Below are 25,573 nucleotides of genomic sequence, written 5' to 3'. Positions count from 1 at the left end.
TATGGTCGGTCCGGTCCGGATGCGCCGCCTCTTTGTCGTACCTCTCGCCGTGCTCGCGCTCGCGGCCCCCGCTCAGGCCGACACGTTCACGGTCACCGACGGGTCGAGCGACTCGAGCGCGGCCTGCACCGGCACCACCTGCCCGAGCCTCCGTTCGGCGATCGCGGCCTCCGAGGCGACGAAGAACGTCGCCGACGTCATCAACGTCCCCGCCGGGACGATCACGCTGGGCAGCGAGCTCGTGGTGCAGTCGGTGATGACGATCAACGGCGTCAGCGCCCGCTCGAACGTCATCGACGGCGGTGGCAAGTCCCGCGGCCTGCACGTCACCGCCACCGGCAACGCGACGCTCAACCACTTCACGATCCGCAACGGGGTGGGCGGCGGCGCGCAGATCGCGCAGGGCGGCGGTGTCCTCAACCAGGGGACGACGGTACTCGACCACGTGCGGGTCACCGCCTCGGCCGCCGGCGGCGTCGCCAACCTCACGGGCAGCTCGATGGGGATCTATCACAGCCTCATCGACACCAATGCGGGCGGCGGCGTGCTCAACGTCGGCGGTGCGGAAGTGACGCCCGTGACCTTCGCGGTCATCTCGGACTCGACGATCTTCCACAACACCGGCGCGGTTGGCGCGGTCACATCGAGCAACCAGGGCCTGCTGCGGGTGCTGCGCTCGACGATCGCGGACAACACCGGCGGGCGCTTGGGCGGCGGTCTCCAGCTCGCGGCCACGGCCAACGCCCTGGTGATCGCAAGCATCGTGGCACGCAACCACGGCAGCACAGGAGCGCTGGCAAACTGCGGCACCGCACCCACCGACGGCGGCGCCAACGTCTCCGACGACGCCACCTGCGGCTTCAACTTCACCGGCGACCCCCACCTCGCGACCGCGCTCGCCAACGGCGGCGGCGACACCGACGTGCTCGCCATCGACCCGACGAGCCCGGCCGTGGATCGCGTCCCGCTCGGCGACAACTGCCCGGCGGGCACGGTCGACCAGCGTGACGTCGCCCGCCCGCAGGGCCCCGCCTGTGACTCCGGCGCGTTCGAGTACATGGCGCCGCCGCCCGAGCCGACCCCGACCGCCACGCCGCAGCCGACGGCGTCCCCCACGCCGACGCCCACCGCGACGCCCACGCCCACGCCGACCGCCACGCCCGTGGCGGGCAAGAGCGTCGGGGCCGCGCCCGTCTCCGGCACCGTGCTGGTCAAGCTCCCGGGCGAGAAGACGTTCAAGAAGCTCGATCCGTCGGTGATCGCCAACGGCGCCGAGGTCGACACCCGCAACGGCAAGGTCGAGATCACCCGCTCCGACGGCGGCAAGGCGCTCTTCTACGGCGGGATCTTCAAGCTCTCGCAGTCCGGCGGCATCACGACGCTGACGCTGACCGAGAAGCTGACGGGGTGTCCAGGAGGCCGCAAACTGGCCTCCGCGGCGGCAAAGAAGCCCAAGACGCGCAAGCTCTGGGGTGACGGAAAGGGCAAATTCCGGACGAAAGGCCAATACAGCGCGGCGACGGTCCGCGGTACCAAGTGGCTTGTGCAGGACGGATGCCGCTACACGAGGACGACGGTCGCCACGGGGGTCGTGAGCGTCCGCGACGCCGTCCGGGGCAAGACGATCACCCTGCGCAAGGGCAAGACCTACACCGCGAGACCGAGGCGATAGACACCGCATGCGCTGGAACGGAATCCTGGCGACCACGGTCGCTGCACTGCTGGCGTTCGCCGCCCCTGCGGCGGCGGACACGTACGTCGTCAACACCATCGACGACGACACGGGCACGTGCGCGACGTCGTGCTCGATCCGGCAGGCGGTCGTCTCGGCGGAGCAGAACCCGGGGCCGGACACGATCCAGATCCCCGCCGGCGAGTACGCGCTGACCCAGGGCCCGCTGCAGCTCACGACCGAGGTCACGATCACCGGCGCCGACGCGAACCAGACCTACCTCTACGCGGCGCAGGGCTCGCGCGTGTTCCAGATCGCGAGCACGACCGCGGCGATCTCGCGCCTGACGATGGCCGGCGGGACCGCGACCGCCGCCGCCGGGTACTTCGGCGGCAACCTGCTGGCGCAGTCGAGCACCGTCATGCTCGACCACGTCCGGGTCACGGGCGGCTCCGCGTACAGCGGCGGCGGGCTCGGCAACCGCAACGGCACGATGACGATCAGCAACAGCCTGCTGGCCCATAACGCGGCCAACCAGGGCGGCTCCGACGGCGGCGCGATCGTGAACTTCGGCGGCGACGGCGGCGCGGCCGCGAACCTGGCGATCAGCAACACGACGATCGCCTACAACAGCGCCGGGAACACGGGCGCGATCAACCAGTGGGGCAACGACGCCGACCGGACGACGCTCGTCGGCACGACGGTGGCGTACAACACCGCGAACGGCTTCACGGGCGGCATCAACGCGCAGGGCACGATCTCCGTCCGCAACTCGCTGCTGGCGGGCAACACGGTCGGCTCGGCCAACTCCAACTGCGGCGCGGGGATCGTCAGCCTCGGCTACAACGTCGACGACGGCGGGACGACCTGCAACTTCGACGGCACGGGCGACGTCAGCGACGCCAACGCCCACGTCTTCCCCGAACTGGTGCTCGACGGCGGCGACACCGAGGTGCTGCAGTTCGACCGGCCGAGCCCGGCGATGGACATCGGCGGCACCTGCTCGCCGACCGACCAGGTCGGTCACCCGCGTTCCGCCGCCTGCGACGCGGGCGCGTGGGAGTACCAGGCCTTCCGCTTCCTGTCGGTCCCCGACGGACCGAGCAACCACGCGCCGACGTTCACCTGGGGCGGCCCGTACTCCAGCTACTACTGCTCGATCGTTGAGGTCCCGCAGTCCGGCGCGGCGTGCACGTCGCCGTACACGGTTCAGGAGCTCGCCGACGGCACCTACACGCTCGAGATCGAGGCGCCCGACGACGCGACGATCACGCAGACCTTCACGATCGACAAGACCGCCCCGAGCGCGCCGGGGGTCTCGGACGGGTACGAGTTCAGCTCGGAGCCCGGCGCGAAGTTCGAGTGCTCGCTCAACGGCGCGCCGTACGCCGCCTGCGCCTCGCCCTACAGCACCGCCGGACTCGGCGCGGGCGAGTACACGCTGGCGGTTCGCGCGGTCGACGCCGCCGGTAACGCGAGCACGCCGACGACGCGGGCGTTCACGATCGGATCCACGCAGCCGGCGCCCACGCCCACAGCGACCCCGACCCCCTCGCCCGAGCCCGTGCTGAACAAGAGCGTCGAGGCCGAGCCGCAGGGCACCGTCCTGATCAAGGATCCCAAGACCGGGAAGTTCGTGCCGCTCAAGCCGGGGGTGATCCCGAACGGTTCCGAGATCGACGCGACGCGCGGCTCGGTCACGATCACCACCTCGACCGGCGAGAAGGCGACGTTCTCCGACGGCCGCTTCAAGATCAGCCAGAGCGGCGGGATCACCACGGCGACGCTCAGCCAGCCGCTGGACTGCAAGAAGGCCAAGAAGGGCAACGCGACCGCCACGGCCAAGAAGCCCAAGTCGCGCAAGCTCTGGGGCGACGGCAAGGGCAAGTTCCGCACCAAGGGCTCCTACAGCGCCGCCACCGTGCGCGGCACCAAGTGGCTCGTCCAGGACACCTGCACCACGACGCTGACGCGGGTCGCCCAAGGCGTCGTCCAGGTCGAGGACTTCGAACGGCATGTGAAGAAGACGCTCCGCAAGGGCAAGTCGTACATCGCCCGCGCTAAGAAGAAGTAGATGCGCCTCGTCGTCGCCGTGCTGGTCCTGCTCGTGTTCGCCCCTGCCGCGCGGGCGGACGTGACGTTCACCGGCGTCCCGGCGAGCCCGACCAACACGGTGACGTTCGACGTCGGCTTCTCGGCGGGGCCGAACGCGGTCAGGTTCGACTGCGTCCACGTCTTCCCGGACGGGAACTCCACGCCGATGCCGGGCTGCACGTCCCCGTTCGAGTTCCGCGACGTCGTCGACGGGCGCCACGAGCTCCAGGTGACCGCGTTCGACGTCGACGGCGCGCAGATCGCCCAGGGCGCGGTGGCGATCGTGATCGACACGGTCGCGCCGCCCGCGCCCGCGATCGTCTCGCCGTCCGAGGGCGCGCAGCTCAACCAGACGAGCGTGACGATCAGCGGCACGACCGAGGCGCCCGCCGTCAAGGTGTTCGACGGCGCGACCGAGCTCGGGGACGCCGTCGTGCAAGGAAACACGTGGTCCTTCGACGCGACGAGCCTCGCGCAGGGCCCGCACACGGTCACCGCCGTCGCGCGCGACGCCGCCGGCAACACGGCGACCTCAGCCGACCGGCACTTCTCCGTCGACACCGGCCCGCCCGCGAAGCCGACGATCGACGTCCCGGTCGCGGACTTCGTCAACAGCGGCCTGATCACGCTCGGCGGGAGCACGGAGCCCGGCACGACGGTCACCGTCTCCGAGGGGAACACCGAGTTCCAGCCCGTCACGGCGATGGGCGGGACCTGGGCCTTCACCCCGCCGGAGCTGAGCGAGGGCGCGCACACGTTCACCGCGGTGGCCAAGGACGCCGCGGGCAACACCTCGCCGGCCTCGGACCCGCGGGTCATCACGGTCGATACGACCAAGCCGGCGATCACCTTCGGCGCCGTGCCGGCGAGCCCGACGAACCACTTCACGTTCGACGTCGAGTTCAGCGCGAACGAGCCGGTGGTCTTCGACTGCGTGCACGTCTTCCCGGACAAGACGACGTCCGAGGTGCTCGGCTGCGACTCGCCGTTCGAGCTGCGCGAGCTCCAGGACGGCACCCACGAGCTGCAGGTCACCGCCTCAGATCGCGCCGGGAACGAGCAGAGCGACAGCGTCTCGGTCACGATCGACACGCAGGCGCCGGAACCGGTGGAGGCGACCCAGACCGGCGCGTCCGAGTTCACCTTCACGGGCGAGGCGGGCGCGACGTTCGAGTGCTCGGTCGACGGCGCCGCGTTCGCGGCGTGCAGCTCGCCACAGCGGCTGACCGGGCTCGACGTGGGCGAGCACCGGTTCGCGGTCCTCGCCCTCGACGCCGCCGGCAACCGCTCGACGGCGACGACGAAGACGTTCACCGTCGCTCCGCCGCTGGTCACGCCCGCGGCGACCGCGGAGCCGACACCTGCGTCCACGCCGCCGGCGGTGGTCGCCGCCGCGCCGTCCGTCGAGCTCGGGCGCACGCTCGTGGCGCGCACGGTGAGCGGGAAGGTCTTCGTCCGCCGCCCGGCGACGACCGCGCTGCTCGACCTCGGGACGGTCGCGGGCATCCCCGTCGGGACCGAGATCGACGCGCGCGGCGGGCGCGTCCGCCTGATCGCCGCGGCCACCGGCGGCAAGGCCGCCCACCGCGCGGAGTTCTTCGGCGGCGTCTTCGTCGTCACCCAGGGCGCCGACGACGTCGTCGATCTCAAGCTCAGCCAGCCGTTCGGCTCCTGCGCGAAGAAGACCGGGACGCGCCTGCGCAAGGTCTGGGGTGACGGGAGAGGACGCTTCCGGATGAGCGGGCTCTACGCGACCGTGACGGTGCGCGGCACCCGCTGGCTGGTCCAGGACTCCTGCGAGGGGACGCTCACCCGCGTCTCCCAGGGGGTCGTCTCGGTGCGCGACACGGTCAAGCGCAAGACCGTGCTCGTGCGGGCCGGGCGCAAGTACCTCGCGGTGCCCAAGAAGCGCAAATAGTGCCCGAACGACTCGCCCGTTCGGCTCTTGCCGAGCGGTCGAGCACGGGGTTAGGGTCGATCTCCAGATGGGCCTGCGCACCGCCGTCCTGACCGGTCTCGCCGCGCTCGCGGCAGCCGCCCCGGCCCAGGCCGCGACGTTCACCGTGACGACGACGGCCGACCCCGCCGGCGCCGCAGGCTGCACGCCGGCGATCTGCACGCTGCGGACCGCGATCACCGCCGCCGCGGCGAACGGCACGACCGCCGACGACGTGATCGTCATACCCGCGGGGGTGTACGCCGTGACCGCGGCGCTCGGCGCGCTCACCGTCCCCTCCAACGCCACCCGGATCACGTTCCAGGGCGCGGGAGCGAACTCGACCTCGATCGAGCCGCCGTCCGGGACCCGCGCGCTCGTGATCGGCACCGGCGCGGGCGCCACGCTGACCGGGCTCACGCTGCGCGGCGGGACGCTCGGGGCGGGGCAGGGCGGGAACCTGCTGGTGCAGAGCGGCGCGACGCTGACGCTCGACCGAGCGCGGATCACCGGCGGCACGGCCCCACAGGGCGGTGGCATCGGCGCGCTCGGCGCCGCGTCCTTGACGATCCGCGCGAGCCTGATCGACAACAACTTCACCACCGGCACCGGGATCGCGGCCTCCGGCGGCGGCCTCTACGTGCAGGGTCAGACGACGGCGACGCCGATCACGATCAGCGACTCGACGATCGAAGCCAACGGCGCCCGCAACGGCGGCGGCATCGCGATCGACAACAACGCCGGCCAGCCGCCGGTGCTGCGCGGGGTGACGCTCACGCGCAACACGGCCCGCGCGGGCACACCGACGGGGATCGGCGGGATCTTCGCCGGCAGCACCAACGCCCGGTTCCAGGGCTCGATCGTCGCCGGCAACCTGAGCACGATCAACCTCGGCGGCGGGCCGACGACGGTCGTGGCCAACTGCAGCCTGGCATCGGCGGCGACCGACGACGGTGGCAACGTCACCCCCGATGCCACCGACCAGTGCGGGCTCGGCGGCGTGCACACCGACCCGCAGCTCGCGGGCAGCCTCGACGGCTCCGAGCCGCCCGCGCTCGCGATCGCGGCCAACAGCTCGGCCGTCGACGTCGCCGCGTGCGGCGGGCGGACGTCCGATCAGCGAGGCGTCGCCCGCCCGCAGGGGCCGCTGTGCGACGCGGGCGCCTACGAGTACGCCGTCCCGGTGGTCCCGACGCCCACACCCACACCGACGCCGACGCCGACCCCTGTCGTGACGCAGCAGGCCACGCCGGCTCCCACGCCCACGCCGACCCCGACGCCCACGCCGCAGGGCGGCGGCGTGCGGGTCGTGAGCGGCACCGTCACGATCAGGGTCGGCGGGAAGTTCGTCCCGTTCGATCCGGCGCTGGTCAAGAACGGCACCGAGATCGACACGCGCAATGGCGTCGTCGAGATCACCGACACCGCCGGGAGCAGCGCCCGCTTCTACGCCGGGCTGTTCCGGCTCACCCGGTCAGGCGGGCTGACGACGCTCACGCTGTCGGAGAAGCTCGACTGCTCGCGTCGCTCGCTCCTGGCGGCGAAGAAGCCCAAGACCCGCAAGCTGTGGGGCGACGGCAAGGGGAAGTTCAGGACCAAGGGCTCCTACAGCGCCGCCACCGTGCGCGGCACCAAGTGGCTCGTCCAGGACACGTGCACGACGACGGTCACCCGCGTCGTGAGCGGCGTCGTCTCCGTGCAGGACCTCGTCAAGCACAAGACCGTCATCGTCCGTGCGGGTAAGCGCTACACCGCCCGAGCAAAGAGACGCGGCTGACCTGTTCGAATGGCTCTTGCCTGACGCTCCGGGTTCCGGTTAGGGTCGCCTGAGATGCGCCTGCGCGCTGCTCTCATCGCAGGGTTCGCCGCGCTCGCGCTGGCCGCACCCGCCCAGGCCGATACGTGGACGGTCACGAACGGGTCAAGCGACGCCACGACGTCGTGCAACGCCACGGCGCACACCTGCGTCAGCCTGCGCGCGGCCATCGCCGCCTCCGAGTCGACGAAGGACGTCGCGGACGTCATCAACGTGCCGGCGGGCACGATCAACATCAACAACGATCTCGCGGCCTTCTCGGACATGACGATCAACGGCGTCAGTGCCCGCACGAACATCGTCGACGGTGGCGCGAAGTACCGGGGGCTGCGGGTCGGCGCGGGCGCGACGGTCAACCTCAATCACTTCTCGATCCGCAACGGCGCCGGCGGTGGCGGTGGGTTCGCCCAGGGCGGCGGCGTCCTCAACCAGGGGATCACGACCCTCGACAACGTCCGCGTGACCGGCTCCGGCGACGGCGGCGTCGCGAACCTCTCCGGCGGCCGGATCGCGATCACGCACAGCCTGATCGACACCAACACGGGCACCGGCGTGCTCAACATCGGCGGCGCCGAGGTGACCCCGATCACGTTCGTGGGGATCTCGGACTCGACGATCTTCGACAACACCGGCGCGACCGGCGCCCCGGGCGGCCTGGCGAACACGAACCGCGGCCTGACCTCGATCCTGCGCACGACGATCGCCGACAACACCGGCGGCCTGCGCTCGCTGGTCGGCGGCATCACCCAGGAGGTCACGGGCTCGATCCAGGTGGCGGGGAGCATCCTCGCCCGCAACGTGAACCCGTCGGGCGCGACCACCAACTGCGCGCCCACGCTGCGCCCGACGGACGGGGGCTACAACGTCGAGGACAACGACACCTGCGGCTTCACGTTGACCGCGGATCCGCGCCTGGACACGAAGCTGTCCAACGCCGGCGGCGATGTCGACGTGCTCGTCCTCGCCTCCAGCAGCCCAGCGATCGACCGGCTCGTGGTGTCGGCCACCAACTGCACGGCCGGGACGCTCGACCAGCGCGGCTTCTACCGCCCACAGGGCAGCGCGTGCGACTCGGGGGCGTACGAGTTCGACCAGCCCGCGACGTACACGATCACTGGCGGGCCGAGCGGGACGATCTCGAGCGACAGCGCGCAGATCGACTTCTCCTCGAGCGACCCGACGGCGACGCCCGAGTGCCAGCTCACCGGCCCGGGCCAGGCGGGCGGCTACACCGCGTGTTACAAGTCCAACGCCGCGCTCTACACGAACCTGGCGAACGGGACGTTCACGTTCTCGGTGCGCGACGCCGACTTCCCGTCCTCGACGCCCGCGACGCGCACGTTCACGGTCGCGGCGCTCGACTCGACCATCACCGGCGGGCCGGCAGGGCCGACCAACGACACCACGCCGACCTTCACGTTCACCGGCGCCAATGGAGCGGTGTCGTTCCAGTGCCGGGTCGACACCGCGAGCTTCGCCGCGTGCTCGTCGCCGTTCACGACCGCCGCTCTCGCCCCGGGCGCCCACACCTTCGAGGTCCGCGCGCTGAGCGCCTCGGGCGCGCCCGAGAACACGCCCGCGTCGCGCTCGTTCACCGTCGACACGACCGCGCCCGACACCTCGATCACCGGCGGCCCGACCGGCACGGTCGCCTCGACCAGCGCGACCTTCACCTTCAGCTCGACGGAGGCCGGATCGACCTTCCAATGCGCCCTCGACGGCGCCGCGTTCAGCAGCTGTCCGGTCGGCTACACCGGGCTCGCGCAGGGCTCACACACGTTCCAGGTCCGCGCCGTGGATGCCGCCGGCAATCCCGACACCACCCCCGCCTCGCGCACCTGGACGGTGGACACCGTCGCGCCCGACACGAACATCACCGGCGGCCCGACCGGGTCCGTCGCGTCCACCAGCGCCACCTTCACCTTCAGCTCGACCGAGGCCGGCTCGACCTTCCAGTGCGCGCTCGACGGCGCCGCGTTCTCGTCGTGTCCCGTCGGCTACACCGGGCTCGCGCAGGGCTCGCACACCTTCCAGGTCCGCGCCACGGACGCCGTCGGCAACACCGACGCCACGCCGGCCTCGCGCACGTGGACCGTCGACACCGTCGCGCCCGACACGAGCATCACCGGCGGCCCGACCGGCAGCGTCGCGTCCACCAGCGCCACCTTCACCTTCGGTTCCACCGAGGCCGGGTCGACCTTCGAGTGTGCCCTCGACGGCGCCGCGTTCAGCAGCTGTCCGGTGGGCTACACCGGGCTGTCGCAGGGTTCGCACACCTTCCAGGTGCGGGCGATCGACGCGGCCGGGAACACCGACGCCACGCCGGCCTCGCGCACGTGGACCGTCGACACCGTAGCGCCCGACACGAGCATCACCGGCGGGCCGACCGGCAGCGTCGCGTCCACCAGCGCGACGTTCACCTTCAGCTCGACGGAAGCCGGGTCGACCTTCCAGTGCGTGCTCGACGGCGCCGCCTTCGCCACGTGCCCGACCGGCTACACCGGCCTCGCGCAGGGCTCGCACACCTTCCAGGTGCGGGCGATCGACGCCGCGGGCAACATCGACGGCTCGCCCGCATCTCGTACGTGGACCGTGGACACCGTCGCGCCCGACACGAACATCACCGGCGGGCCGAGCGGAACCGTCGCATCCACCTCGGCCACCTTCACGTTCGGCTCGACCGAGGCCGGGTCGACCTTCCAGTGCGCGCTCGACGGCGCCGCCTTCGCCACGTGTCCGGTCGGCTACACGGGGCTGGCGCAGGGTTCGCACACCTTCCAGGTGCGGGCGATCGACGCCGCGGGGAACACCGACGCCTCGCCCGCCTCGCGCACCTGGACCGTCGACACCGTCGCGCCCGACACGACCATCACCGGCGGGCCGACCGGCAGCGTCGCGTCGACCACCGCCGCGTTCACCTTCAGCTCCACCGAGGCCGGCTCGACCTTCCAGTGCCAGCTCGACGGCGGCGGCTTCGCCGCCTGCCCGGTGAGCTACACCGGGCTCGCGCAGGGCTCGCACACCTTCGACGTGCGCGCGACCGATGCCGTGGGGAACACGGACGCCACGCCCGCTTCACGCACCTGGACCGTCGACACGATCGCGCCGGACACCACGCTGACGCCGATCACGACGCCGACCAACGACAACACGCCGACGTTCGCGTTCACCGCGACGGAGGCGGGCTCGTCGTTCCAGTGCCGCGTCGACGGCGCCGCGTTCGCCACGTGCACCACGCCGTTCACGAGCACGGCGCTGGCGGACGGCTCGCACACGTTCGACGTGCGCGCGGTCGACGGCGCCGGGAACACCGACCCCACGCCCGCCTCGCAGAGCTTCCGGGTCGACACCGCGGCGCCGGACACGACGCTGACCCCGATCAGCTCGCCGACCAACAACAAGACGCCGGGGTTCACGTTCACCTCGACGGAGTCCGGCTCGACGTTCCAGTGCCGCGTCGACGGCGCCGCGTTCGCGGCGTGCATCCCGGGGTCCGCGACCGCGCCACTGGCGGACGGCTCGCACACGTTCGACGTGCGCGCGATCGACCCGGCCGGGAACGTCGACCCCACGCCCGCCTCGCAGACGTTCACGGTCGACGCCACGGCGCCGAACACGACGCTGACGCCGATCGCCTCGCCGACCAACGACACGACGCCCACGTTCTCGTTCAGCTCGACGGAGGCGGGTTCGACGTTCGAGTGCCGCGTCGACACCGCCGCCTTCACGTCCTGCACGTCGCCGTTGACCACCGACGCGCTGTTGCAGGGCAACCACACCTTCAACGTCCGCGCCATCGACGCGGCCGGAAACATCGATCCGACGCCCGCGTCCCAGACCTTCACCGTCGACACGACGGCGCCCGACACCACGCTCACGCCGATCGTCACGCCCACGAACGACAGCACGCCCACGTTCACGTTCAGCTCGGAGGCGGGTGCGACGTTCCAGTGCCGCGTGGACGGCGCCGCCTTCGCCACATGCACCTCGGCGTTCACGACCGCGGCGCTCAACGACGGCAGCCACACGTTCGACGTGCGCGCCGTCGACGCCGCGGGCAACGTCGACCCCACGCCCGCGTCGCAGACGTTCACCGTCGACGCGACCGCGCCGAACACGACGATCACGGTCGGCGCCGACAACCCGGGCAACGACAACACGCCGACGTTCACGTTCACCTCGACGGAGCCCGGGTCGTCGTTCCAGTGCCGCGTCGACGGCGCGACGTACACGAACTGCACGTCGCCGTTCACGACCGGGGTGCTGAGCGACGGCAGCCACACCTTCGACGTGCGCGCCATCGATGCCGTCGGGAACGTCGACGCGACGCCCGCGACGCAGACGTTCGTGGTCGACACCACGACGCCGAACACCGACATCACCGCCGGGCCGACGGCGACCAACGACACGACGCCGACGTTCTCGTTCAGCGGGTCGGGCGGCTCGGCGTCGTTCCAGTGCCGCGTCGACGGCGCCGCCTACGCCGCCTGCACGTCGCCGTTCACCACCGGCGTGCTGAGCGTCGGCACGCACACGTTCGACGTCCGCGCGCTCAACGCCGCCGGCACGCCCGACCCGTCGCCCGCCTCGCGCACGTTCGTGGTCGATCTCACCGCCCCAAACACGACGCTGACCCCGATCGCCTCACCGACCGTCGACACGACACCGACGTTCTCGTTCTCCTCGGACGAGGCCGGGTCGACGTTCCAGTGCCGCGTCGACGGTGCCGCCTTCACGGCCTGCACGTCGGCGTTCACGACGGCGGCGCTGAGCCAGGGCGGCCACACGTTCGACGTGCGGGCGATCGACGCCGCGGGCAACATCGACGCCACGCCCGCATCGCAGACGTTCACCGTCGACACCACCGCGCCCGACACGACGCTGACCCCGATCGCGTCGCCGACCAACGACACGACCCCGACGTTCGCGTTCTCCAGCGAGGCGGGCGCGACGTTCGAGTGCAGCCTCGACAACGCGGCCTTCACCGCGTGCGCCTCGCCGGTGACCACCTCCGCCCTTGTCGCGGGCAGCCACACCTTCGACGTGCGGGCGATCGACGCCGCCGGCAACGTCGACGCCTCGCCCGCGACCCAGACGTTCGTGCTCGACACCACGCCGCCGCCCGCCCCGGAGGTCTCCGGCCCGAGCGGCCCGACGACCGACCCGTCGCCGCAGTTCGGCTTCGCCGCCGTCGACGCCGCCAAGACCGAGTGCCGGCTCGACGGGCCTGCCGGCGCCGTCGGCTCGTTCGGCGCATGCGTCTCGCCGAAGGCGTTCTCCGGTCTGGCGCCGGGCGACTACGTCTTCTTCGTCCGCTCGACCGACGCGGCCGGCAACACGCAGCTCACCCAGCGCGCGTTCACGGTGACGGTGGTGCAGCAGGCCACGCCGACCCCCACGCCGACGCCGACGGTCGCGCCCACCGGGACGCAACCGCCCGTCGCGAACCAGAGCGTCGAAGCCAAGCCCGTGACCGGCACCGTGCTGGTCAAGCAGCCGGGCGCCAAGACGTTCGTCCCGCTCAGCCCGTCGCTGATCCGCAACGGCGCCGAGGTCGACGCGCGCAACGGCACCGTCGAGATCACCCGCTCCGACGGCGGCGTCGCCAAGTTCTACGACGGCATCTTCAAGCTCTCGCACTCCGGCGGCTACACCGTGCTGACCCTCACCGAGAAGCTCACCGGCTGCCCGAAGGCCAAGAAGTCCGACGCGACCATCGCCGCCAAGAAGCCGAAGTCGCGCAAGCTCTGGGGCGACGGCAAGGGCAAGTTCCGCACCAAGGGCCAGTACTCCGCGGCAACCGTCCGCGGCACCAAGTGGCTCGTCCAGGACAGCTGCACCACCACGCTCACCCGCGTGGCGCAGGGCGTCGTCGAGGTCCAGGACTACGTGAAGCGGATCAAGAAGATCATCCGCGCGCCGAAGTCCTACACGGCGCGCGCCAAGAAGAAGTAGACCTCACGCATCCGGCACACCCGCGGCGCGCAGGCGCGCGACGAACCGCGGGTGCCTGAGCTCCCGCTTGCGCACGCGCAGCACCCGCTCGCCGGCCGCTTCGAGCTCGGCCTGGCGGTTGCGATCCGCGACCTGCGCGAGCGGGTCGTCATGCCACTCCGCGCTGTCGACCTCGACGATCAGTCGAAGCTCGGGCCAGCGCAGGTCGGGATAGACGGTTCCGGACGCCAGCCGGTACGGCACGTTGACCTCCGCCGGCGGCCGCAGCCCGCTCCCGCACACGATGTCGTACGCGCTGTCCTCTACCGCGCTCCGTGTGGGCACAGCTCCGAGGTCGAGAATGGAACGTGGAAGTTGGGCCAGCTCCTCACCGCTGAGCTTGGCTGCGCGGAGCGCGCGCTTGAAGGTCTCGTCGTCCTCCACCCGCGCGAGATCGATGACAGTCCGCAGCTTCGGCGTGACGGGGATGCCCTTCACGATCACTCGCTCGACGTCGTGGCTCCGGTGCGCCTTGATCCGCGGATGGGAATGCTTGGACGGCGCAGTGATCTCGAACGGCCGACCGTCCCAGCGCACGAGGGCGTGGAGCGCCGCCGCGGAGTAGTGCGACAGGACGGCGTACGGCCCGCACGCCAGGACCGCGGCCAAGAAGCGCCCTTCGATCGGGATGTTGTGGTGCCCCCAGGCGTAGACGCCTTTGTAGAGCGGGTGGAGAAGGCCGCGCTCGACGCGGCCCTGGACCTGGCGGTAAGTGAAGCCGCACGCGCGCAGGTTGTCGAGCGTCAGGACACTCCATTGGCCCGCGGCGAGTCGCGCCGCGCGCGCGTCACTGGTCGCGGAAGCACCTGCTGGGTGTGTTGGCGACCACATGCCGGGAGCTTGTCCCGAACACGCGTTACGGGTCTACACGTGACTGCACCAAAAGTGCATCAAAACTGCGCCACGCCGTCCTCGGGGGTGGAGGCCTGGGCGTAGAGGCGGCGGGGGATGCGGCCCGCGCGGTAGGCGAGGCGGCCGCCTTCGACCCCGAGGCGGATGGCCCGAGCCATCGTCGCCGGGTCCTCGGCGCGGGAGATGGCGGTCGCGCAGAGCACCGCGTCGTAGCCGAGCTCCATCGCCAGGGCGGCGTCGCTCGCGGTGCCGATGCCCGCGTCGAGGACGACGGGGATGTTGGCGGCCTCGCGGATCAGGCGCAGGTTGTACGTGTTGAGCAGGCCCATGCCGGAGCCGATCGGGGAGCCGAGGGGCATTACGGCCGCGCAGCCGACGTCCTCGAGGCGGCGGGCGAGGATCGGGTCGTCGTTCGTGTACGGGAGCACGATGAAGCCGTCGTCGACGAGCTCCTCGGCGGCCTCGAGCAGCGCCACGGCGTCGGGGAGGAGCGTGCGCTCGTCGCCCACGACCTCGAGCTTGACCCAGTCGGTCTCGAACGCCTCGCGGGCGAGCTTCGCGGTCAGCACCGCATCACGCGCCGTGAAGCAGCCCGCGGTGTTGGGCAGCAGCCGCACGCCGGCCCGGTCGAGGACGTCGACGATCGAGCCGCGCGATGTCGGATCGATTCGCCGCAGCGCGACGGTCACCAGTTGCGAGCCGGAGACCTCCAGCGCGCCCGCGAGCGCGTCGAGCGACCGGAAGCCTCCGGTGCCGAGCAGCAGGCGGGACGAGAGCTCCGTGCCCGCGATGGTCAGAACGTCGGTGCTGGTGTCGGTGACGGCCATCTCAGCCTCCCTGGATCGCGCGCAGGATCTCCACCCGCGCCCCCTCGTGCAATTGCGTCGCGTCCCACTGTCCGCGCGGGACCACCTCGGCGTCGACCGCGACCGCAACGCCGCGGCCTGCGCCCGGGAGGTCCAGCGCCTCGAGCGCCATCCTCACCGTCGCGCCGTCGACGAACTCGGCGGACTCGCCGTTGAGCAGGACCTTCATGCCAGCACTCCTTCGAAGCGGCGCGGGTCGGCCGCGGTCGCGAACTCGGGCAGCGGCTCTCCGGCCAGCGCGGCGGCGACCAGGTCGGCCGTGACCGGCGTGAGCAGGATGCCGTTGCGGAAGTGGCCGGTGGCCCAGATCAGGCCGTCCAATACGCCGCGGCCGATCGCCGGCACGTTGTCGGGCGTGGCGGGACGCAGGCCCGCGATCAGCTCCTCGATGTCGAGCTCGAGGATGCCGGGGACGATCTCGCTCAGATCGCGCAGCAGCTCGTAGACGCCGCCCGCGGTCGGCGTCGTGTCCCAGCCGCGCTCCTCCATCGTCGCGCCGAGCACGTAGCGGCCGTCGCCGCGGGGGACGAAGTACGCGTACTCCCCGCGGATCGTGCGCTCCACGAGGGGTGGGTGGGGGCGGTGTCTCCGTGGATCGCGCAGGCGCAGCACCTGACCCTTGACCGGGCGGACGGGAACGCGGGCGTGCGCCGGGAGCTCGATGTTCGCGTTGTCGACGCCGGCGGCCAGGACGACCTGGTCGGCGCGCACGTGCCCGTCCGTGGTCTCGACGCCCACGACGCGATCGCCGGACAACGCCAGGGCGGTCGCCCGCGCGGCGACCCGCGATCCCGTGAACGCCCGCGACAAGGCCGCGACCAGCTTGCGCGGATCGATCGCATGGTCGCCCTCGACGTCGAGCGCGAGCCGGATCGTCGGCGCGAGCGCCGGCTCGAGCTTGCGCGCCTGCGTCGGGCGCAGCCGCTCGACCGGCAGGCCGAGCTCGCGCCGGAAGGACGCCAGGCGGTCCAGAGCCTCCGCCTCGTCGCGGTCGCGAGCGACGACGAGCGTTCCCACCGTCCGGTAGCCGGGGTCGTCGAGCGACGCGCAGAAGGCCGTGTAGCGCTTTGCGCTCTCGAGGCCCAGCTCCAGAAGCTCGCGCTCGCCGAACTCGGCCTCCGAGACCGGGGCGAGCATCCCCGCCGCGACGTGCCACGCTCCGGGCGCGCCGGGGTCGATCACGCAGACGCGGGCTCCGCGCTGCTGCGCCCGCAAGGCGCATGCGAGCCCGATCGCGCCACCACCGACGACGGCGACGTCGAAGCTCTCGGACTGTGCTGGCACTGCTTACGGCCTCCCTACGCCGGTACGACCCGGATCAGGTTCGACGGTCGGCACCCCGGTGGTGCCCTCTCAGCCCGACGGCGGGCTCCCGTGTTCAGCCCTTCATGGTATCCCCTGATGGGTGACGCCACGAGAGCGCCTCGCCGCCGCCCGCCTCTACCTCGTCTGCCCGGCCCGACCGCGGGACTGGATCGCGGCCGCCGTGCGCGGCGGGGTGGACCTGATCCAGCTGCGCGACAAGTCCCTGTCCGACGCCGAACTGGTCGAGGCGTCGAAGGCGTTCACCGGCCACGACGCGCTGTTCATCCTCAACGACCGCCCCGACCTCGTCGACGAGTGCGGCGCCGACGGCATCCACGTCGGCCAGGACGACGACCCGCCGAAGATCGCGCGTGCCGCGGTCGGGCCGGACCGGATCGTCGGCCGCTCCACCCACGAGCCCGACCAGGCCGTCGCCGCGATGGCCGACCCGGACGTCGACTACCTCGCGGTCGGCCCGGTCCACGAGACCCCGACCAAGCCGGGACGCCCCGCCGCGGGTCTCGACTACGTCGCGTTCGCATCTGGCGTCGTGACCAAGCCGTGGTTCGCGATCGGCGGCCTCGACCAAGGCAACGTGCACGAGGTCGTCGAGCGCGGCGCGACCCGGATCGTCGTCGTCCGCGCGATCACCGACGCCGAGGACCCGGAAGCCGCGGCGCGGGCGCTGCGAGCCGCCTTGGAGGGTCATGTCGGCGCCGGGCGCTGAGCCGCGCGAGGACGCCGCGCCCGAGTCCGGCATGGCGCGCGGGTATGCGCGTTCGCGCGCCAAGACCGAGGCGATCCAGGCGCAGTTGGAGCCGCTCGGGCCGGATGAGCGCCCGCTCGGCATCAAGCTCGCGGTCGCGCTCGCGCTCTTCATCGGCCTCGCCAGCCTCGTCGGCGCCGCGGTCGGAGCCGGCGGGGAGTCGCCCGCGGCGGGCGTCGTCTGGGCGCTGGCGATGTTCGCGCTCGCCGCCGGCCTGTGGGCGCGGATCTACCTCGTCCTGCTGCTCTTCCAGGCGCTGCTGGCGATCTCGATCATCGTCTCGGCGCTCTCGCTGGCGTTCGCGAGCAACCTGCTCGGGGTCCTGGTCGCGGTCGCGGTGATCGGCCTGAGCGCGCCGGTGTTCTGGCTGCTGGTGCGGGTGATGGCGCGCCTGCAGGTGCCGCGGGAGTGACGTTCCTGGAAGCGATCGCCGTGACCGCCGCGGGCTTCGCGGCGGGCGGCGTCAACGCGATCGTGGGCAGCGGCTCGCTGATCACGTTCCCCGTGCTGCTCGCGGTCGGGTACCCGAGCGTCGTCGCGAACGTCTCCAACACGGTCGGGCTGGTCCCGGGCGGCGTGTCGGGCGTGATCGGCTACCGGCGCGAGCTGGAGGGCCAGTGGCGACGAGCACTGATCCTCGCCTGCGGGACGAGCGCCGGGGCGCTGATCGGCGGCATCCTGCTGCTCGAACTGCCGAGCAGCGTGTTCGACGCCGTCGTCCCGATCCTGATCCTGCTCGCGGTGGTCCTGATGGCGCTCCCGAAGCGCACGCCCACGCAGCAGCACGCCGACCACGACAACCTCGTCGGCGGCACCGCGGCGTCGTTCTCCACCGGCATCTACGGCGGCTACTTCGGCGCCGCGCAGGGGATCATCCTGATGTCGCTGCTGCGGTTCTGCTTCGCCGACGACCTGCAGCGCCTGAATGGGTTGAAGAACGTCCTGGCGGGAGTCGCGAACGGCGTCGCGGCGATCCTCTTCATCGCCGTCGCCGGCGTCGCCTGGGAGGCGGCGGCGCTGATCGCCGTCGGATCGGTGGTGGGCGCGCAGGTCGGCGCGCGCTACGGACGCCACATCCCGTCCGAGGTCCTGCGATGGATCGTTGTTATCGGTGGTTTCACCGTCGCGGTGATTCTGCTGCTCACCCGCTAACGTCACCGCCCTTATGCCCGAGCAATATGACTGCATCGTTATCGGCTCCGGGCCGGGTGGGTATGTCGCCGCGATCCGTGCCGCCCAGCTCGGGATGAAGACCGCTGTCGTCGAGAAGGACTCCGTCGGAGGCCGCTGCCTCAACTACGCCTGCATCCCCGCCAAGGCGGTGCTGCGCGTGGCCGACATCCTGTCCGAGGTCGACGAGGCCGACGAGTTCGGCATCGAGATCCCCTCGCGCACGGTCGATTTCTCCAAGGTCTCCGCGCGCCGTGAGAAGGTCGTCAAGACCCTCACCGGCGGCGTCAGCGGCCTGTTCAAGAAGAACAAGATCGACTACATCGAAGGCGTCGGCTCACTGGTCGACGGCGGCGTGAAGGTCGGCGACGAGACGTACTCCGCGTCGAAGGCGATCATCCTCGCCACCGGCAGCGTCCCCAAGCCCGTCCCGGGCACGCAGTTCGGCGGCCGCGTGGTCGGCACCGAGGAGGCGTGGGCCTTCAGCGAGCTGCCGAAGAAGATCGCCGTGCTCGGCGCGGGCGCGTCGGGCACCGAGATCGCCTCCGCCTATGCACGGCTCGGCACCGAGGTCCTGCTCTTCGAGGCGCTGGACCGCGTCCTGCCGACCGAGGACGCGGACATCTCGAAGATCGCCAACCGCTCCTTCGGCAAGCAGGGCATCAAGGTCCACACCGGCGTGCTCGTCAAGGACGTCCAGTCGCACGACGACAAGGTCACGTTCTCCTACGGCGACGAGACCGGCGAGGCCGAGTACCTGATCATCGCCGCCGGCCGCGGACCGGACGTCGAGGCCCTCGGCCTCGAGGCGGCGGGCGTCAAGCTCTCCGAGCGCGGCCTGATCGAGGTCGACGGCAACCTGCGCACGAGCGCCGACAAGATCTACGCGATCGGCGACCTCGTCCCGGGTCCCGCCCTGGCGCACAAGGCTTCGGATGAGGGCGTGATCGCGGTCGAGCACGCCGCCGGCCTGGACACGCACCCGATCGAGTACGTCGACATCCCCCGCGCGACGTTCTGCACGCCCAACGTGGCCTCCTTCGGGTTGACCGAGGAGCAGGCCCGCGAGGCCGGCATGGACGTCGTCGTCGGCAAGGTCCAGTACGGCGCCGTCGGCGCCGGCACGGTCTACGGCGACCGCGGCGGCCTGATCAAGGTGATCGGCGACAAGAAATACGGCGAGCTGGTCGGCGGCCACATCGTCGGCGCGAAGGCGACCGAGCTCATCCAGGAGCTCGTCAACGCCAAGGCGCTCGAGGGCGGATACGCCGAGGTCGCGCGGATCGTCCACGGTCACCCGACGCTGTCCGAGGGCGTCATGGAGGCTGCCCGTGCCGCCGACGGTTGGCTCATCCACGGCTGATTCGCAGCAGCCCCGCTTCTACTACGACTTCGCCTCACCGGAGTCCTATCTCGTTGCCGAGCGCGCACTGACCGCGCTCGGCGAGGTGCCCGAGTGGATTCCGGTGGGCGTGGGGTCGTTCGGCTTCCGTTGTGCCGAGGAGGTCGCGTCCTTTCAGGAGGACGTCGAGCGGCGCGCGGCCGAGCTCGGGTTGATGCGGCTGCGCTGGCCGTCGCCGTTCCCGGCGGAGGATCAGTCCTGGGCGCTGCTGGCGGCGACCTATGCGAAGTGGATCGGGCGCGGCGTCGCGTTCTCGCTCGCGGCGTTGCGGCAGGCGTTCGCCGCCGGCCGTGACCTGAGCGTGCCCGACAACGTGCTGATCGCCGCGGCCGCGTGCGAGATGCACCCGAACGCCGTGATCAAGGGCGTCGAGATGGCCTCCACCGCCCGCGCGCTGGAGGCGGCCAACACGCGCGCTGCCGCCGATGGCGTGACGGAGCTCCCGGCCATCTGGATCGACGGCCACGTGCTCTCCGGCGAGCGGGCGATCCCGGCATGAGAGCGAACCGCGCCTACGAGCTGATCGTCCACCGCCAGGGCCGGTTCTTCCGGCCCTCGGACGCGATCGAGCAGGTCGAGGTGATCGAGATCGACACCGGCGAGGTGATCCTCTTCTGGGACACCCGCCCACGCGACACGGGCAAGCTCGCCCGCGCCCTGCGCGCCGACCTGGCGCAGTTGGACGCGGACGAGTTCCTCGCCAAGTGGCGCCGCTACCAGGCCTGAATCACCCATTAGGCAGCACAAGCTGACTGGATTGAGTACGCTCGCGCCTTGTCCGCAGTGCGATTGATCCACTCTGGCTGGCTCACCGAGATCCGCGACGGAATCCAAGCTGACGGCAGTCGCCTGAGAATCGTGGCGCCGTTCATCAAGGACGCGGCGCTCGAGGCGCTCCTGCGCCGTCGGCGTCCCGCCGCGATCGACGTCATCACCCGCTTCAATCTCGCCGACTTCGCGAGTGGCGTCAGCGACACCGCCGCTCTGCGCCGCATTCTCCTCGCCGGCGGCCGTGTCCGCGGAGTTCAGGGGCTCCACGCGAAGTTGTACGTCTGCGGTTCGGCACGCGCCATCGTCACGTCGGCGAACCTGACGATCGCGGCCATGCACCAGAACCAGGAGTTCGGGTGCGTGTCAGACCAGAGGCAGTTCGTCACGGCGGCGAACCGGTACTTCGACGACCTGTGGCGACAGGCGAAGCCGGACCTGACGCTCAAGCGGCTGAAGGAGTGGGACGACCTCCTGGAGCCGATCATCGCTCAAGGCAGTCGCCCGAAGCTGACCGCGGGTCTTCGAGACTACGGTGCTGCGAGTCCTATGGCGCAAGTCGCTCCACCGGTCAGTGCCCGATCGGGTTCGGGCAGCGGATTCGTGAAGTTCTTCGGCGAAGGCGACAACCGGGTCTCGCGCGACGTCGAGACGATCGAAGAGGTTCGACGGTCGGGATGCCACTGGGCGTGCACATATCCGCACAACCGGCGACCGAAGAGCGTCAATGACGGCGACACCGTGTACCTGGGACGGCTGGTGAGCGGGCCGAACGATCTGCTCGTCTTCGGCCGGGCAACGGCGCTGGCCTACATGCCCGGGCGCGACGACGCGACCCGAGCGGACATTCGCCGCCGCCCGTGGAAGGCGCAGTGGCCGCACTACGCTCGCGTCCACGGCGCAGAGTTCATCGCCGGGCCCCTGAGCAACGGCGTTCCGCTGTCGGAGCTCATGGACGAACTCGGGAGCAGAGCGTTCGCAAGCACGAACGAAAACGCGCTCAGCGGGACCGGCAACACGAACCCTCGCAAGGCAATCCGCCAGCACCCTGCGGTTCGGCTCACGCCGGCCGGGTTGGCCTGGCTGAGTCAACAGTTCGACGAGGCGATCGATCAGGTCGGCCGAGTGCCCGACGCCGCGCTCGACCAACTCGATTGGCCGCGTGTGCCGAACCGCTGAGTCGCGAGGTCAGGCCTGAATCACGACCTTCAGCGCGTCGTGCTCGCCGGCGGCGCCGAAGACGTCGTAGGCCTCCTGGATCTGGTCGAGCTTGAAGTGGTGGGTGCCGAGCTTCTCGGCCTCGATGCGGCCGCCGCGGGCGAGTTTGAGCAGCGTCGGGATCGTGTCGCCCGAGACGAGGCCGGTGGTGATCGTGATGTTCTTGATCCACAGGTCCTCGAGGTGCAGCGTGGTCGGTGCGCCGTGCACGCCGATGTTGGCGACGGTGCCGCCCGCGCGCACGATCTGCGTGCACAGGTCGAACGTCGCCGGCACGCCGACGGCCTCCATGGCCACGTCCACGCCACCGCCGGTGAGCTCGAGGATCTCGGCGGCGGCGCTGTCGCCCGAGAGGACCGCGTCGGTCGCGCCGAAGCGCTTGGCGTGCTCGAGCCGTGAGGGCTCGAGGTCGACGGCGATGATCCGGGCCGCGCCGGCGATCGCCGCGGTCATCATCGCCGCCAGGCCGACCGGGCCGGCGCCGACGACCGCGATCGTGTCGCCGGGCTTGACACCGCCGTTGCGGACGCCGATCTCGTAGCCGGTCGGGAGGATGTCGGCGAGGAAGAGGACCTGCTCGTCGGACACGCCCTCGGGCACCACGTGCACGGACGTCTCGGCGTAAGGGACGCGCGCGTACTCGGCCTGCACGCCGTCGATCAGGTGGCCGAAGATCCAGCCGATCCCGCCCACCGTCTCGCAGTGCGCGGCCATCCCGGCGCGACAGTACGAGCAGTGCCCGCACGAGGTGATCGCGGGGACGAGGACGTGGTCGCCCTGCTTGAGCGACGTGACCGCCGCGCCCGTCTCGACCACCGTGCCGACGGCCTCATGGCCGAGGATGCGGCCCTCCGTGACCGCCGGCACGTCGCCCTTGAGGATGTGCAGGTCGGTGCCGCAGATCGTCGTCGTGTCGACCTTGACGATCACGTCGGTCGGATCCTTGATGCCCGGATCGGCCACGTTGTCCCAGGACCGCTGCCCGGCCCCGCCGTAAACGAGTGCCTTCATGCCAGGACACGTCACCACTCGAGCGTTACCGCACCGTTTCAGAGCGGTTTTCTGAGATTGACGCTGCGAGGCGCATAGCCCGCCCGCTCGGTCCAGAAGGGGTAGGCGAGCGGGGAGTCCTGGTAGGTCGTCAGCTCGGCGACGACCGCCCCGTGCTCGCGGCCCCAGGCCTCGGCCGCCTCGACGAGCGCGGTTCCCGCCCCGCTGCGGCGGTGCGCCGCCGCGACGGCCACGTACTCGATCTTCAGCCGTGAAGCGAACAGGTCGCGCGTGAACGCGAACCGCGCCCCCGGGTGCGGGGGTTCCAGCCGGGCGTCGAGCGCGCCGACGACCTCGCCGTCGACCTCCGCGACGAGCTGCAGCGCGTGCAGGTCGTCGGTGATCTCCTCGGCGAGGACGAGCTCGAAGCCCTCCAGGTCCGGGTTGTGGAAGAGCTCCGGCGCGAGCTGGGCGTAGTACGCGCCCATGTCGGCGTGGATGCGGACGAGCGCGTCGGCGTCGTCGGGTGTGGTTCGTCTGATCTTCATGGGAGGTACCGCACATGGTCTCGCTCGCTCGACCTCGACACGATCCTCGCGTCGGTGCGCAAGACCAACCGCTGCGTGGATGTCGAGGGGGGTGGCACAGCGGCGCGGGCGCGAATCGCGGCACTGATCTCCGAGCAGATCGCCGGGGCGGTACATGAAACTCTTCGAACGAAATGCACCCAACTCAAGGCGCAGACTTAACGAGAAGCTGGACGCGCGCGCGGAGAGTGGCCGCCAAGCGCGTTGGCCACGGAGCGTTTCGCCCACCGCCGGCGTGATGCGACGATTGCAAACCGCGACCGACACGCGCGCTGTGAATCGTCCGGTCGGCATGCGAGTCGCGCACCGCGCCACACGTTCGAGACCGGCGGCCTGAACTCCGACATGAGCAGACATCTCGGTAGCCCATTCGGCTGAGGACGAGGTTCCTATCCAGACTGCCGCTGAGCGCCGTCCGCCCCGGCAGCGACCTTGACGTTCGTCCGATCACCAACCCGGAGCCGAATCATCCCGTCGAGCGTCACCCGCGCCCTGCACGGTCTAGCCTAAAGTCTGATCGTGATCCTGCCCGGGGTTTACTCAGCTGCCGTGAAGAATCCGCCCATGCTCGACAAGTTTGTCGAGGCCACTCTCCTAACGTTCGCGGTCCTGGGCGGAGTTATGGCGGCTGTGAGCGGCCTGGCTGCCACCGTTGCACTTGTCGCGAACCTTGGTGAGCCAGACGTGGGCGAAAGAGTCAGCCGATGGGTCGATCTCGGTGTGGCGCTCGGCTGGGTCGCCGGTGCTCCGGTCGCGCTCATGGCCCTGGTACTCCGGCTTGCCGACCTTACTTCGTCTTCATGAGCGGCACCGATCAAAGTGCGAAGGCCCGGTTCGCCGACGTGCTGGAACAGCAGGCCTCGAACCCCCGGCAGCTCTTGATGGCCGCCGCCGCTTCGGGGGCCGTGAGCGTCGCCGGTTTGGGACTGGTTGCGCTGGTGCAAGGCTGGCTCAATCCCGTCGCGTTTCTGGTGGTACCCGTCGCGGTGGTGTGCGTGGCGTTCGGTTCGACGCTTCTCGTTGCGTACCGGCGCGCGTCGCCAAGGCCCTCGCCAAACGTTTCGGCATCGGGTCCATCCGCGAGCAAGCGTGAAGATTCGTCACACGGCGCCGGCGCAGCAGCCGCGCGCGCTGGCGACAGGGATCCAGAGCTCGCGTCTCCCGAGGTCGCACTGGCACGCGCGAGCGTCCCTCGGCAACCATCCGAGACTGCGCCACGATCGCGTGCCGTCGGCGCATTCGCCAGCGAACAACACGAAATCGAGACGCTTGAAGCATGGTTCAACGCCCCAGCCGCTGAGCGAGTCGGTCTAATCGGTTCCCCGATGGCGATCCGAGGGCTCCGCTCCTCGACCGTTGATGAATCCGAGAACGTCCTAGCTGACGAGCCGGGAGAGGCCGCGCCACTTGTAGGTGAGGAAGCGCTCACCTATTACGGCGAGATAGTGGCTCGCTTGCGAAACGCTCCAGAGGTCTCCGCCCGTGAACTCGCCAGGGCACTGAGAAAGATGGGAGTTGCGTTCGGGGACCTTAGACGTCATGAGGATGAGCTCGCGGTCTACGACGAGGTCGTGGCGCGTTTCGGCGACGCCAGCGACGGCGCGCTACGCGAGGAGGTCGCCATGGCATTGGTCAACAAGGGTGTCGCCCTGGGCGAACTCAATCGCCTTGAAGAAGAGGTCGCGGTCTACGACGAGGTAGTGGACCGCTTCGGCGACTCCAGCGACGTCGCGCTCCAGAAGCAGGCGGCCATGGCGGCCTTCAATAAGGGGGTCGTGCTGGGCGATCTCAATCGCCCAGCCGATCAATTGGATGCGTATGACGACGTCGTGACCCGGTTCGGCAAAGAGAGCGATCTCGCGCTGCGCGAAAGCGTGGCTCAAGCACTACTCAACCGCGCCGCCGTGCTTGGGACACTCAACCGACACGACGACGCTCTGGTCGCGTATGACGTGGTAGTAGACCGCGTCGGCGACGCCACGGAACCCGAACTCCGCGAGCAAGCTGCTATGGCGCTGGCCAACAAGGGGTTTGAGTTTGGGCGGCTCGGTCACTTCGTGGAAGCGCTCGCCACCTATGGTGAGGTCATCGACCGCTTCGGCGAGGCGACCGAACCCGAGCTTCGCGAACAGGTCGC

General features: G+C 70.7%; 20 protein-coding genes and 1 riboswitch. Of the genes, 14 read left to right on the top strand and 6 right to left on the bottom strand.

Annotation, left to right across the window (positions count from 1 at the left end; translation table 11 throughout):
* Window positions 1-19: 19 nt before the first annotated feature.
* The 5 genes from G569_RS62290 to G569_RS57440 all read left to right on the top strand — a co-directional run bounded on the left by G569_RS62290 (window position 20) and on the right by G569_RS57440 (window position 13,473).
* Window positions 20-1,672 carry a right-handed parallel beta-helix repeat-containing protein gene (locus G569_RS62290; RefSeq protein ID WP_157591867.1) on the top strand — a complete coding sequence of 551 codons (1,653 nt, stop codon included), beginning with the start codon at window positions 20-22 and terminating at the stop codon, window positions 1,670-1,672.
* Between the two features lie 7 nt (window positions 1,673-1,679).
* Window positions 1,680-3,746, top strand: a complete 2,067-nt coding sequence (locus tag G569_RS0107105) for a choice-of-anchor Q domain-containing protein (RefSeq protein ID WP_028062907.1) — start codon at window positions 1,680-1,682, stop codon at window positions 3,744-3,746.
* Window positions 3,747-5,684 (top strand): Ig-like domain-containing protein, encoded by a 1,938-nt coding sequence (locus tag G569_RS0107100; protein ID WP_028062906.1) that lies wholly within the window; start codon window positions 3,747-3,749, stop codon window positions 5,682-5,684. It abuts the gene before it with no gap.
* A gap of 67 nt (window positions 5,685-5,751) precedes the next feature.
* Window positions 5,752-7,479 (top strand): right-handed parallel beta-helix repeat-containing protein, encoded by a 1,728-nt coding sequence (locus G569_RS64475; RefSeq protein ID WP_028062905.1) that lies wholly within the window; start codon window positions 5,752-5,754, stop codon window positions 7,477-7,479.
* 54 nt (window positions 7,480-7,533) lie between these two features.
* A complete protein-coding gene (locus G569_RS57440) occupies window positions 7,534-13,473 on the top strand; it encodes an Ig-like domain-containing protein (RefSeq protein ID WP_028062904.1) in 5,940 nt (1,979 codons plus the stop codon).
* 3 nt (window positions 13,474-13,476) lie between these two features.
* Here G569_RS57440 and G569_RS0107085 read toward each other — a convergent pair whose 3' ends face one another.
* From G569_RS0107085 to thiO, 4 genes are all read right to left on the bottom strand, one after another.
* Window positions 13,477-14,343 (bottom strand): hypothetical protein, encoded by an 867-nt coding sequence (locus G569_RS0107085; protein WP_028062903.1) that lies wholly within the window; start codon window positions 14,341-14,343, stop codon window positions 13,477-13,479.
* A 59-nt stretch (window positions 14,344-14,402) separates the two neighbouring features.
* Window positions 14,403-15,191, bottom strand: a complete 789-nt coding sequence (locus tag G569_RS0107080; RefSeq protein ID WP_028062902.1) for a thiazole synthase — start codon at window positions 15,189-15,191, stop codon at window positions 14,403-14,405.
* A gap of 1 nt (window position 15,192) precedes the next feature.
* Window positions 15,193-15,399, bottom strand: a complete 207-nt coding sequence (thiS, locus tag G569_RS0107075; RefSeq protein WP_028062901.1) for a sulfur carrier protein ThiS — start codon at window positions 15,397-15,399, stop codon at window positions 15,193-15,195.
* Entirely contained in the window at window positions 15,396-16,514 is a 1,119-nt protein-coding gene (thiO, locus tag G569_RS0107070) for a glycine oxidase ThiO (protein WP_028062900.1), read from the bottom strand. Before thiO ends, thiS begins: the two co-directional genes overlap by 4 nt.
* Window positions 16,509-16,616: riboswitch (TPP riboswitch) on the bottom strand. (Overlaps the previous gene by 6 nt.)
* A 19-nt stretch (window positions 16,617-16,635) precedes the next feature.
* Between thiO and thiE the strand changes: the two genes are divergently transcribed.
* The 7 genes from thiE to G569_RS46255 are packed head-to-tail and all read left to right on the top strand — an operon-like array spanning window position 16,636 to window position 21,820.
* On the top strand, window positions 16,636-17,262 hold the full coding sequence (gene thiE / locus G569_RS0107065) for a thiamine phosphate synthase (RefSeq protein ID WP_028062899.1): 627 nt from the start codon (window positions 16,636-16,638) through the stop codon (window positions 17,260-17,262).
* Window positions 17,243-17,713, top strand: a complete 471-nt coding sequence (locus G569_RS0107060; protein WP_028062898.1) for a hypothetical protein — start codon at window positions 17,243-17,245, stop codon at window positions 17,711-17,713. Before thiE ends, G569_RS0107060 begins: the two co-directional genes overlap by 20 nt.
* Window positions 17,710-18,453 carry a sulfite exporter TauE/SafE family protein gene (locus G569_RS0107055; RefSeq protein WP_028062897.1) on the top strand — a complete coding sequence of 248 codons (744 nt, stop codon included), beginning with the start codon at window positions 17,710-17,712 and terminating at the stop codon, window positions 18,451-18,453. Before G569_RS0107060 ends, G569_RS0107055 begins: the two co-directional genes overlap by 4 nt.
* Window positions 18,454-18,466: 13 nt before the next feature.
* Entirely contained in the window at window positions 18,467-19,834 is a 1,368-nt protein-coding gene (gene lpdA / locus G569_RS0107050; RefSeq protein WP_028062896.1) for a dihydrolipoyl dehydrogenase, read from the top strand.
* A complete protein-coding gene (locus G569_RS46260) occupies window positions 19,803-20,372 on the top strand; it encodes a DsbA family protein (protein WP_053225989.1) in 570 nt (189 codons plus the stop codon). Before lpdA ends, G569_RS46260 begins: the two co-directional genes overlap by 32 nt.
* Window positions 20,369-20,599, top strand: coding sequence for a hypothetical protein (locus G569_RS0107040; RefSeq protein ID WP_028062895.1), 231 nt, complete (start codon window positions 20,369-20,371; stop codon window positions 20,597-20,599). The genes G569_RS46260 and G569_RS0107040 overlap by 4 nt, the downstream gene beginning before the upstream one ends.
* Before the next feature lie 57 nt (window positions 20,600-20,656).
* Window positions 20,657-21,820, top strand: a complete 1,164-nt coding sequence (locus tag G569_RS46255) for a phospholipase D family protein (RefSeq protein ID WP_064750285.1) — start codon at window positions 20,657-20,659, stop codon at window positions 21,818-21,820.
* 9 nt (window positions 21,821-21,829) lie between these two features.
* Here the strand turns inward: G569_RS46255 and G569_RS0107030 are convergent, their stop codons facing one another.
* Window positions 21,830-22,870: a zinc-binding dehydrogenase gene (locus G569_RS0107030; protein ID WP_028062894.1), complete on the bottom strand. Its 1,041-nt coding sequence runs from the start codon at window positions 22,868-22,870 to the stop codon at window positions 21,830-21,832.
* 38 nt (window positions 22,871-22,908) lie between these two features.
* Complete coding sequence (locus G569_RS63700) at window positions 22,909-23,397, bottom strand: GNAT family N-acetyltransferase (RefSeq protein WP_053225987.1); 489 nt, start codon at window positions 23,395-23,397, stop codon at window positions 22,909-22,911.
* Between the two features lie 558 nt (window positions 23,398-23,955).
* On the opposite strand from G569_RS63700, the gene G569_RS0107020 reads away from it, so the two are divergent.
* Window positions 23,956-24,240, top strand: a complete 285-nt coding sequence (locus tag G569_RS0107020) for a hypothetical protein (RefSeq protein ID WP_157591865.1) — start codon at window positions 23,956-23,958, stop codon at window positions 24,238-24,240.
* Window positions 24,237-25,573, top strand: a 1,337-nt coding sequence (locus G569_RS62285) for a tetratricopeptide repeat protein (RefSeq protein ID WP_157591864.1), incomplete at its 3' end; no start/stop codon positions are given. The genes G569_RS0107020 and G569_RS62285, both read left to right, overlap by 4 nt.

The sequence above is a fragment of the Solirubrobacter soli DSM 22325 genome, assembly GCF_000423665.1.
Classification (GTDB): Bacteria; Actinomycetota; Thermoleophilia; order Solirubrobacterales; family Solirubrobacteraceae; genus Solirubrobacter; species Solirubrobacter soli.
The sequence above is the reverse complement of the archived record's forward strand: the minus strand, read 5'-3'. Positions and strand labels throughout refer to the sequence as shown.

Coding starts and splice junctions, on each gene's coding strand:
- G569_RS0107040 (WP_028062895.1), top strand. CDS start 20,369: ATGAGAGCGAACCGCGCCTACGAGCTGATCGTCCACCGCCAGGGCCGG.
- G569_RS0107100 (WP_028062906.1), top strand. CDS start 3,747: ATGCGCCTCGTCGTCGCCGTGCTGGTCCTGCTCGTGTTCGCCCCTGCC.
- thiS (WP_028062901.1), bottom strand. CDS start 15,399: ATGAAGGTCCTGCTCAACGGCGAGTCCGCCGAGTTCGTCGACGGCGCG.
- G569_RS64475 (WP_028062905.1), top strand. CDS start 5,752: ATGGGCCTGCGCACCGCCGTCCTGACCGGTCTCGCCGCGCTCGCGGCA.
- G569_RS0107060 (WP_028062898.1), top strand. CDS start 17,243: ATGTCGGCGCCGGGCGCTGAGCCGCGCGAGGACGCCGCGCCCGAGTCC.
- G569_RS0107105 (WP_028062907.1), top strand. CDS start 1,680: ATGCGCTGGAACGGAATCCTGGCGACCACGGTCGCTGCACTGCTGGCG.
- lpdA (WP_028062896.1), top strand. CDS start 18,467: ATGCCCGAGCAATATGACTGCATCGTTATCGGCTCCGGGCCGGGTGGG.
- G569_RS63700 (WP_053225987.1), bottom strand. CDS start 23,397: ATGAAGATCAGACGAACCACACCCGACGACGCCGACGCGCTCGTCCGC.
- G569_RS0107085 (WP_028062903.1), bottom strand. CDS start 14,343: ATGTGGTCGCCAACACACCCAGCAGGTGCTTCCGCGACCAGTGACGCG.
- G569_RS0107030 (WP_028062894.1), bottom strand. CDS start 22,870: ATGAAGGCACTCGTTTACGGCGGGGCCGGGCAGCGGTCCTGGGACAAC.
- G569_RS57440 (WP_028062904.1), top strand. CDS start 7,534: ATGCGCCTGCGCGCTGCTCTCATCGCAGGGTTCGCCGCGCTCGCGCTG.
- G569_RS0107080 (WP_028062902.1), bottom strand. CDS start 15,191: ATGGCCGTCACCGACACCAGCACCGACGTTCTGACCATCGCGGGCACG.
- G569_RS62290 (WP_157591867.1), top strand. CDS start 20: ATGCGCCGCCTCTTTGTCGTACCTCTCGCCGTGCTCGCGCTCGCGGCC.